General features: G+C 70.8%; 16 protein-coding genes. 13 read left to right on the top strand and 3 right to left on the bottom strand.

Features of this window, described 5'->3' with window-relative positions; all coding sequences use genetic code 11:
- Positions 1-20: 20 nt before the first annotated feature.
- Positions 21-2,174, bottom strand: a complete 2,154-nt coding sequence (locus tag OG622_RS41565; RefSeq protein WP_371581929.1) for a LuxR C-terminal-related transcriptional regulator — start codon at positions 2,172-2,174, stop codon at positions 21-23.
- A gap of 169 nt (positions 2,175-2,343) precedes the next feature.
- On the opposite strand from OG622_RS41565, the gene OG622_RS41560 reads away from it, so the two are divergent.
- Both OG622_RS41560 and OG622_RS41555 read left to right on the top strand, forming a co-directional pair.
- A complete protein-coding gene (locus OG622_RS41560) occupies positions 2,344-3,030 on the top strand; it encodes an esterase/lipase family protein (protein ID WP_371581928.1) in 687 nt (228 codons plus the stop codon).
- A 192-nt stretch (positions 3,031-3,222) separates the two neighbouring features.
- A complete protein-coding gene (locus OG622_RS41555; protein WP_371581927.1) occupies positions 3,223-3,909 on the top strand; it encodes a class I SAM-dependent methyltransferase in 687 nt (228 codons plus the stop codon).
- Here OG622_RS41555 and OG622_RS41550 read toward each other — a convergent pair.
- Positions 3,878-4,252 (bottom strand): fic family toxin-antitoxin system, toxin component, encoded by a 375-nt coding sequence (locus OG622_RS41550; protein ID WP_371581926.1) that lies wholly within the window; start codon positions 4,250-4,252, stop codon positions 3,878-3,880. The two genes, OG622_RS41555 and OG622_RS41550, sit on opposite strands and share 32 nt — an antisense overlap.
- A gap of 4 nt (positions 4,253-4,256) precedes the next feature.
- Complete coding sequence (locus OG622_RS41545) at positions 4,257-4,496, bottom strand: toxin-antitoxin system HicB family antitoxin (protein ID WP_326584321.1); 240 nt, start codon at positions 4,494-4,496, stop codon at positions 4,257-4,259.
- A gap of 250 nt (positions 4,497-4,746) precedes the next feature.
- On the opposite strand from OG622_RS41545, the gene OG622_RS41540 reads away from it, so the two are divergent.
- The 11 genes from OG622_RS41540 (at position 4,747) to OG622_RS41490 (ending at position 18,743) form a co-directional block, all read left to right on the top strand.
- The gene (locus OG622_RS41540; RefSeq protein WP_371581925.1) at positions 4,747-5,634 is read left to right on the top strand and encodes an ABC transporter ATP-binding protein; all 888 of its coding nucleotides are present in this window, start codon (positions 4,747-4,749) and stop codon (positions 5,632-5,634) included.
- A 3-nt stretch (positions 5,635-5,637) separates the two neighbouring features.
- Positions 5,638-8,208, top strand: a complete 2,571-nt coding sequence (locus OG622_RS41535; protein ID WP_371581924.1) for an FtsX-like permease family protein — start codon at positions 5,638-5,640, stop codon at positions 8,206-8,208.
- A 113-nt stretch (positions 8,209-8,321) separates the two neighbouring features.
- Positions 8,322-9,203, top strand: coding sequence for an LLM class F420-dependent oxidoreductase (locus tag OG622_RS41530; RefSeq protein ID WP_371581923.1), 882 nt, complete (start codon positions 8,322-8,324; stop codon positions 9,201-9,203).
- Between the two features lie 110 nt (positions 9,204-9,313).
- On the top strand, positions 9,314-9,739 hold the full coding sequence (locus OG622_RS41525; RefSeq protein WP_371581922.1) for a GNAT family N-acetyltransferase: 426 nt from the start codon (positions 9,314-9,316) through the stop codon (positions 9,737-9,739).
- A 204-nt stretch (positions 9,740-9,943) separates the two neighbouring features.
- Positions 9,944-11,287: a hemolysin family protein gene (locus tag OG622_RS41520; protein ID WP_371581920.1), complete on the top strand. Its 1,344-nt coding sequence runs from the start codon at positions 9,944-9,946 to the stop codon at positions 11,285-11,287.
- The gene (locus OG622_RS41515; protein WP_371581919.1) at positions 11,284-12,300 is read left to right on the top strand and encodes a hemolysin family protein; all 1,017 of its coding nucleotides are present in this window, start codon (positions 11,284-11,286) and stop codon (positions 12,298-12,300) included. Before OG622_RS41520 ends, OG622_RS41515 begins: the two co-directional genes overlap by 4 nt.
- A 95-nt stretch (positions 12,301-12,395) precedes the next feature.
- Positions 12,396-13,235: an SGNH/GDSL hydrolase family protein gene (locus tag OG622_RS41510; protein WP_371581918.1), complete on the top strand. Its 840-nt coding sequence runs from the start codon at positions 12,396-12,398 to the stop codon at positions 13,233-13,235.
- 1,026 nt (positions 13,236-14,261) lie between these two features.
- Positions 14,262-15,299, top strand: a complete 1,038-nt coding sequence (locus OG622_RS41505) for a LacI family DNA-binding transcriptional regulator (RefSeq protein ID WP_371581916.1) — start codon at positions 14,262-14,264, stop codon at positions 15,297-15,299.
- A 275-nt stretch (positions 15,300-15,574) separates the two neighbouring features.
- Positions 15,575-16,924 carry a radical SAM protein gene (locus tag OG622_RS41500; RefSeq protein WP_371581914.1) on the top strand — a complete coding sequence of 450 codons (1,350 nt, stop codon included), beginning with the start codon at positions 15,575-15,577 and terminating at the stop codon, positions 16,922-16,924.
- Positions 16,921-17,937: an aminotransferase class I/II-fold pyridoxal phosphate-dependent enzyme gene (locus OG622_RS41495; protein ID WP_371581912.1), complete on the top strand. Its 1,017-nt coding sequence runs from the start codon at positions 16,921-16,923 to the stop codon at positions 17,935-17,937. The genes OG622_RS41500 and OG622_RS41495 overlap by 4 nt, the downstream gene beginning before the upstream one ends.
- Positions 17,934-18,743: a class I SAM-dependent methyltransferase gene (locus tag OG622_RS41490; protein WP_371581910.1), complete on the top strand. Its 810-nt coding sequence runs from the start codon at positions 17,934-17,936 to the stop codon at positions 18,741-18,743. The genes OG622_RS41495 and OG622_RS41490 overlap by 4 nt, the downstream gene beginning before the upstream one ends.
- The last annotated feature ends 10 nt before the right edge of the window (positions 18,744-18,753 follow it).

Here is an 18,753-nt window from a genome sequence, read left to right as displayed (position 1 = left end):
TGAAGGGGCGCGCCCCGGCCTCAGGCTTCCCCCTCCCCCAGCAGCCTCACCAACTCGATCCTCGACCTGATCCCCAGCCGGGAGAACACGCCTCTCAGATGGTGGTCGATCGTGCGCGGGCTCAAGAGCAGCCTCGCGGCGATCTCCCGGTTGGTCGCGCCGTCCGCGGCCATGCGGGCGATCATGAGCTGCTGGGCCGTCAACCGGGTCGCGAGGGCCTCCGCGGCGGGGGCGGCGGTGGCACGCTCACCGAGGGCGCGGAGTTCGGCGCGGGCCTGGGCCGCGCAGTGCGGGGAGCCGAAGAGGTCGAAGGCCTCCAGGGCGCTGTGGAGCCGGTCGCGGGCCTCGGTGCGGTTGCGGAGCCGCCGCAGGGCGCTGCCGAAGAGCAGTTCCGTACGGGCGCGTTCGAAGTCGCGGGTGCCGGCGGCGTGCAGGTCGAGCGCCGCGCGGTAGTGCTCGACGGCCTCCTCCCCGGTGGCGAGCAGTGCGCGGCAGCGGGCGCTGAGGGCGAGGTCGTCGGCGCTGCGGACGGTGCGGGCCCAGCGGTCGTAGTCGGCGTGCGCGGCGCGGGCCACCCGGGTGGCGCCCGTGCGGACGGCGGCCTCGACATAGTGCGGGGTGGCGATGTGCCGGATGGCCCGGTGTCCGTGGCCGGGGCCGAAGCCGGCGAGCGCGCGGAGGCGGGCGGCCGAGGCGGCGTACCGTCCGGTGCTCAGGTCGAGGAAGGCCAGGGCGAACATGGCGAGCGCGGCGGGCAGTCCGAGGCCACGTTCCAGGGCGTACGAACGGGCGGCCTCGGCGCGCTCCCGGCACACCTGTTCGTCGCCGGTGACGGCCGCGAACATCGCGAGGGCGGCCTGGAGATGGCAGGCCCCGTTGTCCTGCCCGGTGGCGTACGCCTGGCGCAGGGCGTCCACGGTGGCGGCCTCGGCGGCCTTGGGGCGCCCGGTCCAGAACTCCGCGTAGGCCCGGAACTCCATGGCCTGCGGCACGGTGACCGTCTCGCCCCTGGCTCGTGCGGAGGCGGCGGCGCGGGCGGTGGCGGTGAAGGCGCGGGTGTGGTCGCCGAGGAGGAGGGCGGCGATCCCGGCGTGGATCAGCTGGGTGGGGTCGCCACCGGGACCGCAGCGGCCGGCGGCGGCTTCGAGGACGTCCCGTGCGTCGTCGTAGCGTCCCTCGAAAGCGGCGGCGAGCGCGCCGAGGGTGCTGGGCGGCAGGATGCCGAGCCCGTCGGCGACGGCGGCGGCCTCCCGGCAGCGGCGGAGGTCTCCCGTGTAGATGGCGGCCTCGGTGGCTCGTGCCAACAGGTGGGCAGCCCTGTCCGGGGTGTGGTCGCCGACGTGCCGGACGGCGGCCGTGAGGAGGGCGTCGAAGGCCTCGGCCGCGTTTCCGGCGCGCAGGGCCAAAAGGCCGCCGAGGGCGTCGTCGTCGGTGGCGGCGACGAGTCGGCGGGCCCGGTCGCCGTCGCCCGACTGCCAGGCCTCGGCGGCGGCCTGGGCGAGCAGGGGCATGCGTTCGGCAGGTTCGGGGGTGAGCGTGGCGGCGCGTTCGGCGAGGGCGGAGGCGAGGGTGGGGTCGCCGATGGCACGTGCCACCCGTGCCGCGAGGCGGAGTTCGGCGGCGAGGCGGCGGCTGGGTCCGAGGGCGGCGGCGGCCCGGTGCCAGGACCGGACGGGTCGCTCGCCCTCGCCGCTGAGGACCGCGGCGAGGAGGCGGTGGGCCTCACGCCGGTCGCCCATGGACGCGGACTCGTATACGGCGATCCGGGTCCAGGCGTCCCGGAAGACGATGCCCTGGGTCGTGGCGTGCGCGAGGCCGGCCGTCTCCGCCGTGTCGAGGGGGCGGGTGTCGAGCCGGGCTGCGGTGACGGCCCGCGCGTAGGCGTGCGTCGGGATCGGGTACTGGTCGGCGGCGGCGAGGAGCAGCAGGAAGCGGGTGTCGTCGGGCAGCGCCCGTACGTCCCGACGATGGCTTCGCAGCAGGGCGGGGGCCAGCGCCAGGGGCTCGGCGGGGAGCGGGTCGAGGCCCGTGAGCTGGCGTCGGGTCAGAGCGGCGGCGAGTTCCGCGGCGGCCCGCGGATCGCCGTGGGCGGCGTGCAGCAGGCGTACGCGCACGCCTTCGGACAGCGTGGGCACGGCGGCCGACGCTGCGTTCGGGCTCGTCCACCTGTTCATGGGGGGCGGTGGCGAGCGATGCGGAAGTTGTGGGGGGTTCACCGGAGTCACCACGCCCACCACGTTACTTGCGAGTTAACCGGCCAGTAAAGACCGGCGATTTCACCGATGCGGCGCGCGTAGACCCCCCTGACACTCCAGACGAACCCCACCCGTTTCAGGAGGCCCCATGCAGCGCCGCATGCGCCGTATCGCCACGGCCCTCACGACCGTGACCACCACGCTTCTTCTGTCGCTCTCCTTCTCCACGACCTCCGCCCAGGCCGCGACCCACAACCCCGTGGTCTTCGTACACGGTCTGAGCAGTTCGTCCAGCAGCTGGGACGACTGGATCGCGTACTTCAAGGCCGACGGCTACACGTCCTCGGAGCTGTACTCCTGGTCCTACGACTGGGGTCAGTCCAACGCCACGACCGCCGCACAGCTCAAGACCAAGATCCAGAGCGTGCTCGCCTCGACGGGTGCCTCCAAAGTCGACGTGGTGGTCCATTCGATGGGCGCGCTCAGCTCCCGCTACTACCTCAAGAACCTCGGGGGGACGGCGTACGTGGACGACTTCGTGTCCACGGCCGGTGTGAACCACGGGACGACCGTCGCCGGCTGGTGTCGGTGGCTCTACACGTCCTGTGGCGAGATGTACACCGGCAGTTCGTTCCTGACCTCGCTCAACTCGGGTGACGAGACGCCGGGCAGCGTGTCGTACGCCAGCTACTGGTCGAACTGCGACGACGCGCTCACCCCGGACACCTCCGCGATCCTCAGCGGCGCGACGAACGTCGAGGTCGGGTGCGTCTCGCACGACGACATGAACAACAACAAGGGCGTCTACGACCAGGTCCGGGCCTTCATCGCCTGACCCTCCCGGCGGTCGGTACTTCGTACACCCCGTGCCCGTCGCGTGGCCTCCTCCCCAGGGACACGCGGCGGGTGAGTCGTTTCTCCGCCCCCGCTCCACGAGGGGCGGGCCGTCCCTTCTCCGGGCGTGACGGGTGAGCCGGTGCTTCCCGGGGGACAATCGCAGTATCTGCCGTCCTCCTCGGGAGGCCCCATGGCCCGCGCCCGCGCCACGAAGGACGCCGTGCACCACCCCTTCTTCGCCCGGTTCTACGCCAGACTGAGCGTGTCGGCGGAGCCGAGGATCGGCCCGCTGCGGGACGAGCTGCTCGCGGGGCTGTCGGGGCGGGTCATCGAGATCGGCGCCGGAAACGGTCTGAACTTCGCGCGGTATCCGGGCGCGGTCTCGGAGGTGGTGGCGATCGAACCGGAGCACTCCCTGCGGCGGTTGGCCCTGGAGTCCGCCCTGCGCGCCGAGGTGCCGGTGGACGTGGTGCCGGGCGCGGCGGAGGCGCTGCCGGTCAAGAGCGAGGCGTTCGACGCGGCCGTCGTGTCGTTGGTGCTGTGCAGTGTGCGGGACGTTCGGCGCTCGCTGAGCGAGGTGCTGCGGGTGCTGCGTCCCGGCGGTGAGCTGCGGTTCTTCGAGCACGGCCGGGGCGGCGGACGGGCGATGCGGACGGCTCAGCGGGGGCTGGACGGCACGGTGTGGCCGTTGCTGTTCGGCGGCTGCCACGTGTCCCGCGACCCGGTCGGCGAGATCCGGGCCGCCGGGTTCGAGGTCGGGACGGTCCGGGAGGTCCTGGTGCCCGAGCAGGGGCCTCGGCTGCCCAGCTCCTACTGCGTGGTGGGCCGGGCCCGGCGGCCCGGCGTCACAGACTCCACTGGAGCAGCTCCTGCGTGATGTCGTGCACGGTGGCCTCGCCGTTCTTGACCAGTCTGGCCAGTTCGCGCACCTGCTCGGCGGAGGTGACGACCTTGACGCCGCTGGCCACGAGGTAGCCGTAGGCGACGGCGGAGGCGAAGAGCGCGTTGGAGCGCTCCAACGCCGGGACGTGCATGAGGAGTTGGAGGAGGGCGGCGGCTCGGGCGTGCGGGGTGTCGTAGACGGGGACGTCGAAGATCTCGGCCTCGTGCCGGGCGACGGCCGCGACGAGGGCACCCCAGTCGGTGACCTGGGGATCTCCGGGCGTCTTCCGTTCGGCGACCATCAGAAGCCAGGCGAGGTCGATTCTGAGCTGACTCAAGGGATCAGTGACGTCCCTCGCGCCGGCCTTCGAGCTCGGCGCCGAACTCCTCGACGAAGACCGCCTCGTACTGCTTCATGAAGTCGGCGGCGGACTCGACGAAGGTGTGGCCCGCTTCGCCGGCGTCCTGCCGGACCAACTCCTCGATGTACCGGTTCACACTCATCCCGCGCTCCAGGGCTCGTTCACGGGCGGCTCGGGCCGTGTCCTCGTCCACCCGAACATTCAGCTGGGTCTTGGCCATGACTCGACGCTAGCGCCGGAGTGCTAGCAGAGGCAAGGGCGCCTTTGCCGCACGCCGCCCCCGAAGGCCGGCCCGGGCTCCCCCTCGCGAGCTACGGACTCATTCCCGGTGTCCCTTACATCGATATCGGAGACCCGACCTGCGGCGGAGACGGCCTCGCACTTCGGGGGGATTCCTGCTGTGCCCCACATCACACTAGGCTCAACCGAGAACGCCCGGAATTCGAACTGGTTCGAGCCTGGAGGCCGTTTTGTCCACTGCTGCCGCTGAGCACCCCCTCGGCCGCGCGGAAGCCGACGGCATCGCCGCGCGCGCCCGGAGCCTGACGAAGGCGTACGGCTCGGGCGAGACGACGGTGCTCGCCCTCGACTCGGTCGACGTGGACATCGCGCGTGGCCGCTTCACCGCGGTCATGGGCCCCTCGGGCTCGGGGAAGTCCACCCTGATGCACTGCCTGGCGGGGCTCGACACCGTGTCCGCCGGACAGGTGTGGCTCGGGAGCAGCGAGATCACCGGCCTCAAGGACCGCGAGCTGACGCGGCTGCGCCGGGACCGGATCGGCTTCATGTTCCAGTCCTTCAATCTGATCCCCACGCTGAACGCGGCCGAGAACATCACCCTGCCGATGGACATCGCGGGCAAGAAGCCCGACGAGAAGTGGCTGGACCAGGTCATCGACACGCTCGGGCTGCGCGACCGGCTCAAGCACCGGCCCTCCCAGCTCTCCGGCGGCCAGCAGCAGCGCGTCGCCTGCGCCCGCGCGCTCGCCTCCCGGCCCGAGCTGATCTTCGCGGACGAGCCGACCGGCAACCTCGACTCCCGTGCCGGGCTCGAAGTGCTCGGCTTCCTGCGCGAGGCGGTCGACCAGCTGGGCCAGACGGTCGTCATGGTCACCCACGACCCGGGCGCCGCCGCCCACTCCGACCTGGTGCTCTTCCTCGCGGACGGGCGGATCGTGGACCGGATGGAACGCCCCACGGCCGAAGCGGTCCTGGAACGCATGCGCCTCTTCTCCGGGGGAAACCCCCAGGCTCCCGGGCCCGACACGGTCCGGGCGGCCTCCGACGGCGAAAGCGCCCCCACCGGTGGGTCCGCGGGCGGGCCCACCAACGAGCCCATCGACCTCGACAAGGACTGAGCCGTGCTGAAGGCGACCCTGCGGAGTTTCCTCGCGCACAAGGGACGGCTGCTGCTCTCGGCGCTGGCGGTCGTCCTGTCCGTGGCGTTCGTCGCGGGCAGCCTGATCTTCTCGGACACGGTCACCCGTACCTTCGACCGGCTCTTCGCCTCCACCTCGGCCGATGTGACCGTGGGCCCGAAGGACGACGACCTGAAGGGGCAGCTGCCGACCGGGGCCGTCGAGACCGTGCCCGCCTCGCTCGCGCGGCGGGTCGCGGGCATCGACGGCGTCGCCGACGCCCATGTCGACGCGGCTGTCGAGAACGTCACGGTCGTCGACAGCGAGAACAAGTCGGTGGGGCCGACGACGGGCGCGCCCACCGTCGCCACCAACTGGTACCTCACCGACCGCAGCCCGGTGAAGCTGACCGACGGACACGCCCCGGAGGGCCCCGGCCAGGCACTGCTCGACGCGGACACCGCGGAGAACAAGGACGTACGGATCGGTGACACCCTGACGGTGCTCGCCCGGCCGGGCTCCTTCAAGGTGAAGGTCGTCGGCATCGCCACCTTCACCACCACCAACCCCGGTGCCGCGCTGGTCTACCTCGACACCCGGGCCGCGCAGACCGAGCTGCTGGGCGATCCCGACGCCGCCACCAGCATCTCCGTGACCGCCGAGCCCGGAGTGAGTGACGACCGGCTCAAGCGGCGGATCGCCGACGAGCTGGGGCCGACGGCGTACGAGTACCAGACCGCCGACGAGCAGGCCGAGTCGGCCGCCGCCTCGCTCGGCGGATTCCTCGACGTCATCAAGTACGTGATGCTCGGCTTCGCCGGGATCGCGACGCTCGTCGGGATCTTCCTCATCGTCAACACCTTCTCCATGCTCATCGCCCAGCGCACCCGTGAACTGGGCCTGTTGCGCGCGCTGGGCGCCGACCGGCGCCAGGTACGGCGGTCGGTGCTGGCCGAGGCGGCCCTCCTCGGCCTGGTCGGGTCGACGCTCGGCCTGGCCGCGGGAATCGGGCTGGCCTTCGGGCTGATCGAGCTCATGGGCGCCTTCGGCATGAACCTGAAGTCGACCGAGATGGTGATCGGCCCGGGGACGCCGATCGCGGCGTACACCGTCGGGCTCGGCGTCACCTTCGTGGCGGCCTATCTGCCGGCGCGGCGGGCGTCGACCGTGTCGCCCATGGCGGCCCTCTCCGACGCCGAGATCGCCGGGGTGGGGCGGCCCCTGAAGGTCCGCGCGGTGGTCGGCGGCCTCGTCGGGGCGGCCGGTGCCGCCGCGCTCGTGGGATGCGCGATGTCGACGGACACGGGCTCGGCGGCCGCCCTGCTCGGCCTCGGCGTGGTCCTCACGCTCATCGCGACCGTCATCGCGGGACCCCTGCTCGTACGGCCGGTGATCCGGGTCCTCGGCGGCGCCTTCCCCGCGCTGTTCGGCTCCGTCGGCCGGATGAGCCAGCGCAACGCCCTGCGCAACCCGCGCCGCACCGGGGCCACCGCCGCCGCGCTGATGGTGGGGATCGCGCTGGTCGGCGGGATGTCCGTGGCGAGCGCGTCGATGACCAAGTCCTTCGACGACGAGATCGACAACACCCTGGGCGCCGACTTCGTCATCCAGAACCAGAACTTCATGCCGTTCCCGCAGGAGGTCACCGACAAGGTCCGCGCCACGGACGGCGCCGGTCTCGTCGTACGCCAGCGGTTCACCCCGGTCGCGGTACGGCTGCCGGACGGCGAGCGGATCGAGACGACCGCCGCGGCCTACGACACGCAGCTGGACAAGGTCGCGAACGTCACCTACGCCGAGGGCGACAGCGCCGCCGCTCTGGCGGACGGCTCCATCGCCATGGACGCCGAGTTCGCGCGCGACCACGACGTGACGGTGGGCAGCACGATCCCCGTCCGGTTCCCGGCCGGGAAGAACGCCGAGCTGAGGGTGGCCGCGCTCACCGACCAGGACACCGCCGACGGGTTCGGCGTGGAGGGCGGGCTGTACTTCGGGATGGGCACCATCGAGAAGTACGTGCCCGAGGGGCAGGACTCGGCGCTGTACGTGAACGCCGGCTCCGGCGTGGGCGCCGACGAGCTGCGCACGAACCTGGAGCGGACGCTGGACGCGTACCCGCAGGTCCAGGTCCGCGACCAGGCCGACTACAAGGAGCTGATCCGCAACCAGATCGCCGTACTCCTCTACCTGGTGTACGCGTTGCTCGGCCTGGCGATCGTCATCGCGGTGCTCGGGGTGGTCAACACCCTCGCCCTGTCGGTGGTCGAGCGCACCCGGGAGATCGGGCTGCTGCGCGCGATCGGGCTGGCGCGGCGGCAGTTGCGGCGGATGATCCGGCTGGAGTCGGTGGTGATCGCCGTGTTCGGGGCGGTCCTCGGGCTCGCACTGGGCCTGGTCTGGGGTGTGTGCGTGCAACAGGTGCTGGCGCTGCAGGGCATGAAGGCGCTGGCGATCCCATGGGGCACGGTCGTCGCGGTGGTGGTCGGCTCGGCGGTGGTAGGCGTCGTGGCGGCCCTGCTGCCCGCGCTGCGCGCGTCCCGGATGAACGTGCTGGCGGCGATCGCACACGAGTGAGAGTGCGCGCGGAGAGTCGTGGCGGGCGGGCGCGCATGTGCTGGCGGCATCGGCACACCAGTGATGTACTCACCGCCATGTCCGCTCAAGTCCCTTTGAAGTGAGGAGAGTTCATGCCGCGCCCGTTCCGCTTCGGAGTCAACTTACTCAGCCCCACGTCGGCCGGGGAGTGGCGTGCGAAGTGCCGCCGCGCCGAACAGCTCGGTTACGACGTGATCCTGGTCCCCGACCATCTGGGCATGCCTGCCCCGTTCCCGTCCCTCGTCTCCGCCGCGGAGGCGACCGAACGGCCACGGCTCGGCACGTTCGTGCTGAACGCGGGTTTCTGGAACCCGACCCTGCTGGCGCGCGAGGTCGCCACCACGGACGCGCTGACCGGCGGGCGCCTGGAGCTGGGGCTCGGCACCGGGTACGTACCGGGCGAGCACGAGCAGGCCGGTCTGCCCTGGGGTACGCCCGGCGAGCGCGTCGACCATCTGCTGCGCACCGTCGAGGAGTTGGACCGGCTCCTCGGCTCCGAGGAGCACGAACCACGTCCGGCGCAGCGGCCCCGGGTGCCGCTGCTCATCGGCGCCAACGGCGACCGGATGCTGCGGATCACCGCCGAGCACGCGGACATCGCGGCCTTCACGGGCGCGCGGACGGTGGCGGGCGGCAAACTGGAACCGCTGACCGCCGAGGAACTCGACGAACGGGTCGGCCGGTACCAGGAGTTCGCCGCCGGGCGGAAGGAACCCGCCGAGCTGAACCTGCTGATCCAGATCGTCGAGCTCACCGAAGACCGTGGCGCCGCCGTACAGCCGTGGCTCGGCCATCTCCCGAACCTGAGCGAGGAGCAGGCACTGCGGCTGCCGCTGATCCTGGTCGGGACGCTGGGGGAGATCGTCGACCAGGTGCTGGCGCAGCGGGAGCGGTACGGCTTCTCGTATCTGACCGTCCTGGAGCCGAACATGGAGGTCTTCGCGAAGGTCGTCGAGGCGCTGCACGGCAGGTGACGTGAGCGGGGTCGGTGCGGGACCGGTCCGGTCCGGTGCGCGATCGCGCGGCCATTGTCCGGATCCTGGAATTCCAGGTTGCCGTCAGCTCCCCGTGATGGGATCGCGCCATGACCGACCTGCGCATACGGGCCGCGACGCCCGACGACCTCGACGCCGTTCTCGCCTTCTGGAAGGTGGCCGCCGAGGGCACCAGCATCAGCGACGACCGCGAAGGCGTCGAGCGGCTGGTGGCCCGTGACCCCGAGGCGCTGATCCTCGCCGAACTGGACGGCGAACCGGTGGGCACGGTCATCGCCGGCTTCGACGGCTGGCGGTGCCATCTGTACCGGCTCGCGGTGCATCCGGAGCGGCGGCGCAGGGGCATCGGCTCGGCGCTGCTCACGGCGGCCGAGGAGCGGTTCGTCCGGCTCGGCGGGCGGCGCGGCGACGCGATGGTGCTGGTACGCAACGAGACGGCCCAGCATGCGTGGCGGGCGGCCGGGTACGCCCCCGAGGAGAAGTGGCGGCGCTGGGTGAAGCCGCTCGGGGGCTGAGCGTCGGCGGAACACCGAGGCGGCGGGAGACACTTTGCCGGTCCTTTACCATGGGTGAATCAGTCAACCTCTACGGAAAGGTTGTGAGCGTCCGCCCATGGGCGAGCCTCCCAGTCCCCGCTCGGGTACATCTCGTACCCGAGCCGGCGCACGACATCGCGCGATCCTCCCGCCCCTGCCCGATCATGGGACGGAGGTGACCCGATGATCGAAGTGCTCCTCCTTCTGGTGGCGGTGCTGCTCTCGCTGATCTGTGGTGCCTTCGTCGCCGCCGAGTTCTCGCTGACCACGGTCGACCGCGGCCGGCTGGAGCGGGCCGTGGAGCGCGGCGAACGGGGGGCCGCCGGCGCCCTCAAGGCCGTACGGAACCTGACGTTCCAGCTCTCCGGCGCCCAGCTCGGCATCACCGTCACCAACCTGGTGGTCGGCATGCTCGCCGAGTCGTCCATCGCCAAGCTGATCGCGGGCCCGCTGGAGGCCCTCGGCGTACCGAGCTCCGCTTCGAGTTCGGTGGCGCTGGTGATCGGGACGGCCCTGTCGACCGTCGTGCTGATGGTCGTCGGTGAGCTGGTGCCCAAGAACTGGGCGATCTCCGCGCCGCTGCCGGTGGCGAAGAAGGTCGCGAATCCGCAGCGCTGGTTCAGCGCCGCGTTCCGCCCCTTCATCACCCACCTCAACAACACCGCCAACCGGCTCGTACGCCTCTTCGGCATCGAGCCCGCCGAGGAGCTGGCCTCCGCCCGCGGCCCCCAGGAGCTGGCGGCCCTCGCCCGGCACTCGGCCAGGGAGGGCGCCCTGGAGGCGGACACCGCCGAGCTGTTCGTACGCACGCTGAACCTCGCCGATCTGACCGCGGAGAACGTGATGACCCCGCGCGTCCAGGTCATCGCCCTCGACGTGCAGGCGACCTGCGAGGACGTGGCGAACGCGACCCGGGCCACCGGCCTGTCCCGCTTCCCCGTCTACCGCGGCGGCCTGGACTCGGTCGTCGGCACCGTGCACATCAAGGACGTCCTCGCCGTCCCCGCCGAGCGCCGGCTGCGCACCTCCATAGCGGAACTGCTGCGCGAGCCGCTGCTCGTCCCCGAGTCACTGACCGTCGACCGGGTGCTGGACCGGCTCTCGGGCAAGCGCACGATGGCCGTCGTCATCGACGAGTACGGCGGCACCGCCGGCGTCGTGACCCTGGAGGACATCGTCGAGGAGGTCGTCGGCGAGGTGCGGGACGAGCACGACCCGCACGAGACGCCCGACCTGGCCCCCGTCGGCACCGACGAGCACGACCGCGAGCTCTACTCGGCCGACGGCTCGGCCCGCACCGACCAGCTGGCCCGGGTGGGCCTGCGCGCGCCGGACGGACCGTACGAGACGCTCGCGGGCCTCGTCGCCACCGAGCTGGGCCGTATTCCGGCCGTCGGTGACACCGTCGAGGTCGTCGGCTGGCGGCTCGACGTGGTGGACGCCGCCGGGCACCGGGCCGCGCGGGTGCTGCTGCACGCACCGGTCCCGTCCGACGAGGAGCACGAGCACGAGGAGAAGACGCGATGACCGCCGTCCAGCTACTGATCGGTTTCGCGACGCTGGTCGTCAACGCCTTCTTCGTGGGCGCCGAGTTCGCCCTGATCTCCGTGCGCCGCAGCCAGATCGAACCGTACGCCGAACAGGGCGACCGGCGGGCCATCAGCGTGCTGTGGGGCCTGCAGCACGTGTCCGCGCTGATGGCGGCCGCACAGCTCGGCATCACGCTGTGCACCCTGGTCCTCGGTGTGGTCGCGGAACCCGCGATCGAACATCTGCTGGAACCGCTGTTCCACGCAGTGGGCGTACCGGAGGGCGCGGGCCACGTGGTGTCCTTCGTGATCGCGTTGGCACTCGCCACCTACCTCCACATGCTGCTCGGCGAGATGGTGCCGAAGAACATCGCCCTCGCCGAGCCGGTGCGCAGCGCCCTGCTGCTCGGCCCGCCGCTCGTGACGCTCTCCCGGGCCCTGCGCCCGGTGATCTTCACGGTCAACGCCTTCGCCAACGCTCTGCTGAAGCTGATGCGGATCGAGACGAAGGACGAGGTCACGGCGACCTTCTCGGACACCGAACTCGCCCGTCTCGTCCGTGACTCCAGCGAGGCCGGACTCATCGACGACCGCGCGCAGGAGCGGCTGCGCGACGCGCTGGAGCTGGGCCGCCGGCCCGTGCGCGACGTCGTGCTCCCGCTGGAGCGGGTCGTCTACGCGGGCATGGGTGTCACCCCGGAGGAGCTGGAGCGGCTGTCGTCCGAGTCCGGGTTCTCCCGCTTCCCCGTGGTCGACGAGGGGCGCCGGATCGTGGGCTATCTCCATGTGAAGGACGCGCTCGACGCGACCCCGCGCGACGTGCCGTTCTCCGTCCGGGACATGCGGTCCATCGCCCGGGTCCGGGAGACCACACCGCTGGACGACGTGCTCACCGCGATGCGGCGCAGCCGGACGCACCTGGCGGCTGTCCAGGGCGAGGACGGGCGGCTCGCCGGCATGGTGACCATGGAGGACGTGCTGCGGGAGCTGTTCGGGCAGCCGGCCGCCTGAGGGTCGGCCGTGTGAGGGTCGGCCGTGTGGCGGTCGGCCGTGTGAGGGAGTCGACCGACCGCCGGGTATGTGCACGGGATACCATCTCTGTCGCCATGCAGACGAATCCCACGTACTCCAGCCTTGTCACGGTCGGCGACTCCTTCACCGAGGGCATGTCCGACCTCCTTCCCGACGGTTCGTACCGGGGCTGGGCAGATCTCCTCGCGGGCCGTATGGCCGCGCGGACGCCCGGTTTCCGGTACGCCAACCTCGCGGTGCGCGGAAAGCTGATCGGACAGATCGTCGCCGAGCAGGTGGAGGTCGCGGCCGCGATGGAGGCGGACGTGATCACACTGGTCGGCGGCCTGAACGACACGCTCCGGCCCAAGTGCGACATGGGCCGGGTGCGTGGGCTTCTGGAAGAGGCCGTGGAGCGCCTCGCGCCCTCCTGCAAGCAGCTCGTCCTGATGCGCAGCCCCGGCCGCCGGGGCCCCGTCCTGGAGCGGTTCAGGCCGCGCATGGAAGAGCTGTTCGTCTGCGTCGACGAGCTGGCCGCCCGGCACGGCGCCCTCGTCGTCGACCTGTACGGCGCGCCTTCGCTGGGCGATCCCCGCATGTGGGACGTGGACCGGCTGCACCTGACGGCCGACGGGCACCGCCGGGTCGCCGAGGCGGTCTGGCAGACGCTCGGCCACCAGGCGGAGGACCCGGAGTGGCGGACACCCATACCCCTGACGCCGCCGCCCGGATGGACCGCCCGCCAGGTGGCCCACGCACGGTTCGCCCGGCAGTACCTGCTGCCGTGGATCGCCCGCCGCCTCACCGGCCGCTCCTCGGGCGACGGCCGGACAGGCGCCCAGTTCAGCGCTGAGCTGGGCAAAGCCTTCTGGGTCACCCCTGTGGACCACACAAACCCCGGCCCTGTGACGGACTGGCAACAGGTAGGGCCCTGACCCGGAGCCCGCCCGGCCGCCGTGCGCGATTGCAGTAAGTCACGGGCGGGCTCGCGCCGACGGCGCGGGATGCGGAGCACTGGCAGCCGCTGGGGCCAGAACCCAAGATCTTCATCAGCCTTCTGGTGCGCTTCTGGCGGCTACTGAAGCCGTCCCCTACCCGAAACGGAGGCGCCTGGCGAGGCAACCGTCGCCTCACGAGGCGCCCCGCGCCAAGCCAATCGGTGAACCGGCAGCAGGCCAAGAGCCGTCAGAGGCGCCCGAGTACTCCAGCCGCATCCCGCCGGTCACGGCACCTTTCTGCCATCGGGGCGTCAGATCCCCCGAATCCCCCGAATGGCCAGGGGCAGATCCGAAGCCCTGCCGGCGCACAATCCGGCGAGGCTTCTGTGCCGTTTGACGGCAACACTGACAGCAACGTCAGCGATCGGCTGCCGGTGCGGGCGGACCGTCGGGCCCGTCTTCGGGCGTCCCGGATCAGGCGTCGGTCGGGGCGGGGGCGCTTCACTCCTCTCCGCGAGCCTTATCCGGTGGCCACTGCGTCAGCTCCGACCGTCCCCACTGGGAGCAGGACAGGCCCGGGGACGCGCCGTGGACCGACTGAGCGACGATCCACCGCTGCTCGGCTTCTGCCGCCGAACTCTCAGATGACGCCACCAAGGCTGCGGATCATCCGGCTCCACAGGTGCGTCCGGCAGCGCCGAAAAGACGTCGGCCTTTGCATGCCAGCCACGGAACACGCCACGGAACATCGGGTGGGGCTCGTGCGGTAGAGGGCCCTTCAAAGAAGCCACTGTGTTCTCCTTCGCTCGTTCCGTTATCGCTAACGTGACCGTTCACGTTACCGTTAACGGGATTCTTGCTCAGGTGAGCGGATTCCGTCAACGCCCTCCGACGAACGGCTCACGATCCGCCGGTGGCGTTCTGGCGCTGCCTTGCTCTCGTGGCAGTGCCTGGCTGGTGATGGGGCGACAGGCCGGTGAACCTGATTGACTTGGACACAGGGCGGCACAGGAACAGAAGTGAGTGGGCAGCGTGGCCGGACAGCGGGAAACGGAAGACCAGCGGGCGCGGGGTGTGAGAACCGTCAAGCGCGTCACGCTCCGCGACGTTGCTCAGGCGGCAGGCGTGTCCCATCAGACCGTCTCCCGGGCGATCAACGGCAAGGGGGAGATCGACCCGGCGACTCAGCAACGCGTGCTCGACGTCGCAAAGCAGTTGCGGTACCGGCCCAGCCGGTTCGGCCGGGGGCTGGTCCGCCCGGACGTCGTATCCGTCGGGCTCATCGTCCCCGACGTGGTCAACCCCTTCTTCCCGGAGTTCGTGGCAGGAGTGATTGCGGCCGCGGACGAACGCGACTGGCAGGTGCTCGTGGCCAGCACCGAGAACGATCGGTCCCGGGAGCTGGCCATGGTCCGCTCACTCGGCCAACAGGTTGACGCTCTTGTCGGCTACATCAGCCATCCCGATGCGCAGCTCGAGCCGTACGTGGGCACCGTGCCGCTGGTTGTGGTCGATCGCGGGCTGGACTCGTCGACCCACGCGTTGGTCCACATCGACACCGCGGCCGGAATCCGGGCCGGGATGCAGCACCTCATCGACCGGGGTCACCGCCGGATCGGCATGATCGACTGCGAGTGCGTGAGCGCCCCGTTGGTCCGGCGCCGCACCTTCCTCGAAGTCGTCGGCGAACAAGCGCTGCCCGTCGACGAGGGCTGGGTTGTCATGGGTGAGCAGTCCCCGGCCGGGGGCGCCGCCGCGTTCGAGGCGCTGTACGCCGCGCGCCCGGACCTCACCGCCGTGGTCGCCTTCAACGACCTGGTCGCGATCGGCGCGCTCCGGGCCGCCCGCCGGCTCGGCGTCCGGATACCGGACGACTGCGCACTGGTCGGCTACGACGGGCTGAGCGTCGTCGATCTGGTCGACCCGCCACTGACCACCCTCCACCTCGACAAGCGACGGCTGGGCGAACTGGCCATCCACCAAGTCGACCAACTCCTCGCAGGCGAACTGCCACCCCCTATCGTCCTGACACCGAGCTTGCATGTCCGCGGCACGACGTGACCCACCTTGACCTCGCTCCGTCAGCGGGGTTCGGTCGCTGAGCGGCTCGGTGGTTCGCCCGTAATGCCCCCTGACGTCCGAGGTGGGCCGCGTGACGCTGCGGCTGCGTCCGGTTGCACGGGCCCGGGGTGGTCCGGGTCTCCGGGTCACCGGTGGCCGTGTCGTGGACCGCGACAGGGCGGGGCGTGTCGTTGACGACGGATCGGATCAGGACACCGCGTTGCGCCTGCAGTTCGGCCCATGTCCTCTGGGGCCCGTTCCTGCATGATGACGGGATGAACCAACACCACCATGGCGACCAGCGCTTCCACGTCATCGTGCTGTCGAACTTCGCGAAGGGCTTCGACAAGTACGCGTTCACTTACGGTAAGGCGGGGATTCCGGAGAGTACCTATCCCGACCGGTTCCACCTGCTGACCCGTGCGGAGTTGGGAATCGGCATCGGCAAGGCGCGACGTCTGCTGGACCGTCTGGCCATTCCGGGTGACCGGCTGCTGGTGCTGGAAACCATGGTGGACCCCGACAAGCTGGTGCCCAACGAGTCGACCGGCCTCGGCATGGAACTGCGCGAGGCTCGCATCCGGTTGTCAGCAGTCCACGAACTCGACCAAGCGGGCGACGAGTTCACTCTTCGCCCGACAACCGTCGAGGATGCGATGGCGTCCTCCCTGCACCTGCACGGTTCGGCACTGCGTCGCTACGCCGACACGCGACCGCGCTCGGTGTCGCTTCTGCCGGTCGCCTCCGCCTGCCAAGCCCGGTGTTCGTTCTGCTTCTCCGCGGCTTCGATCTCCAGCGACCAGGCACCGGCACGGGTCCCGTGGGACGCGGTCGCCCACTGGCTGGAGCGCGCCCGTGCGGCAGGTGCCGAGCGTGCGGTGATCACCGGCGGCGGGGAGCCCACGCTCATACCGTTCGAACAGCAACTGCGACTGGTGTCCGTCTGCTCGGCGGCCTTCCCGAAGGTCGTCCTGATCACCAACGCGCACACCCTGGCGAAAGGCCGGCACGCCGATCGGGCCGACCGCCTCGCAGCCCTGAGCGCCGCGGGCCTGAGCGTGCTGGCCGTCTCCCGGCACCATCAGGACGACGCCGTCAACGAACGGCTGATGATGCTGCGCACGCCGGTGAGCTCTGTCATCGACACCTGGCGCGTGGAACGTGACCGCTGGCCGGGGCTGCGGATGAGGTTGATCTGTGTACTCCAGCACGGCGGCGTCGCCGACGCGGCCGAGGTCGCCGACTACCTTTCGTGGGCCGCGGCTCTGGGTGTCGAGGAAGTCTGCTTCAAGGAGCTCTACGTATCCACCAGCACTGAGTCGCTCTACTTCGACCGCGCCGCCAACGTCTGGAGCCGAGAGCACCAGGTGTCGCTGTCCATCGTCACCGGGTTCGCCGAGCAGCACGGTTTCGAACTGGCGAGCCGCCTTCCCTGGGGCGCGCCGGTCTACCACGGCAGCTGGGACGGACGGCCGATGCGGATCGCCGCTTACACCGAGCCCAGCCTGCTCTGGGAACGCACCAGCGGGATCGCACGCAGCTGGAACGTCATGGCCGACGGACGCTGCTACGCCTCCCTGGAAGACCGGGCCAGCGAGATCGTGCCGGAAGGCGCGGCGGCATGAGGTTCGAGCAGTTCCAGGAATTCCGGCAGCGGCAGCTCAGTGCTTCCTCGTCGCTTCTGGACGCCGCCGAGACCAACGTGTACCGGGCGCTTGCTCCGGTGCGGCCGGAACCGCCGACCGACATGAGTACGGCGCACCGGTGCGATCTCGCCCGAGCCTGGCTGCGGCGCTTCGAGCTGCCGGAAGAGTGGTCCGGCCACGCCATGGTCTGTCGAGGGGTCCGGCACGGGCTCGGTGTGGTGTTCCACTGGCTGCGCGCCGTGCACGCGCGGTTGTGGCTGCCCAGCGACGTGTACCCGGTCTACTTCGAACTGGCCCGCGCCGCGGGCCTCGAGCCCATGTCCTACCCGACGCTGCCGGCGCCGGCCCTGCCGAGGTCGCCGGGGGACCACCGGCCCGAATACCTGCTGCTCGCCAACCCCAGCAAGCCGCTCGGCCGTTACCTGTCCGATGCCGAGTGCGCCGCGGTGATTTCGTGGTTGCGGGAATCACCACGCCGCCGCCTGCTGATCGACAGCGTCTACGACCTGGGAGCCCCGTTCGCCGCCGGCACACGGCGATTGCTGGACACCGGTTGTGCGGTCCTGCTGCATTCGGTCACCAAGGGATGGCTGTGGCCACGCACGTTCGGCGTGGTCCTGCTGGGCCCGGCGCACGCCGAATTGGCCGGCGCGTTCCGGGCGGATCCGCCGACGCCGGCACAGCTGAGGCTCGCCGACCGTCTGCTGACCGAGCACAGCGACGTGCCCCGGCAGGTCGTCGACGAACTGGCCGCACGGGCTGAGCGGTTGTTCGAACGGTTGCCGGACGAGGTGCTCGGGGCGATTCCCACGACGAGCCGGACGTGTTCCGGCAACTATTTCTTCCCGGTTGAAATCCCGGCGGAGACGCTCCAGCGTGAGTGCGGCGTGCTCGCCATGCCGGTCAGCGTGTTCGGGGAGAGCAGTTGGTCCGGCTCCATCCTGACCAGCCTTGCTGACGCTTTCGCCCCGACGCCGACGGCGGCGCGATGAAGCCGCTGGAGGACCTGGCCGTTTACGACGATGCGGACTTCTACGATCAGGAGTTCACCGCGCGCACCCACGACATCCCGTTCTTCCTCGGCCAAGCGGTCCGGGCGGGCGGTCCGGTCCTGGAGGTGGCCTGCGGAACCGGGCGCATCACCCTGCCGATCGCGCGGGCGGGTGTCGAGGTCACAGGGCTTGACATCATGCCCTCGATGCTTGCGCGTGCCCGTCAACGGGCCGAGGACGAGGGACTGCCGGTCGAGTTGCTGGAACAGGACTGCCGAGACATCCGCTCCGACAGGCGCTTCGCCCTGGTGTTCTCGGCAACCAACGCGATGCAGCACCTGCACGACCTGGATTCCGTGGTCGCGTTCCTCACCTCGGCGCGAAACGTGCTGCGACCGGGCGGGACCCTGATCCTGGACGTCTTCAACCCCGACATGGCCAAGCTGTGCCGGCTCCCCGAGTCGCCCTACCACCACAAGTCGGTCGCGGACCGGGACGGGGCGAGGCTCGACGTGCGAGCGACGACCAGCTACGACGCCGCCGCCCAAGTGCTGCGCTTCACCCTGGACTACCTACGCGACGGCGTGTGCGTACGCACCAAGAAAGTCAGCATGCGCTGCTTCTTTCCCGAGGAACTCCTGGCGCTCTGCCGGCTGGCCGGTCTCGACGTCGCGCAACGCTACGGGGACTACGATCAGTCCCTGTTCACGAGCACCTCGCCGAAGCAGCTCCTGTTCTGCCACTCCCGAACCGCCAACGGCCAGATCGGCGATCCGCCGTCGGTACCGGTCAGGCATCCGAGCTGAGCCGGCACCG

The sequence above is a fragment of the Streptomyces sp. NBC_01314 genome, from assembly GCF_041435215.1.
GTDB lineage: Bacteria > Actinomycetota > Actinomycetes > Streptomycetales > Streptomycetaceae > Streptomyces.
The sequence above is the reverse complement of the archived record's forward strand: the minus strand, read 5'-3'. Positions and strand labels throughout refer to the sequence as shown.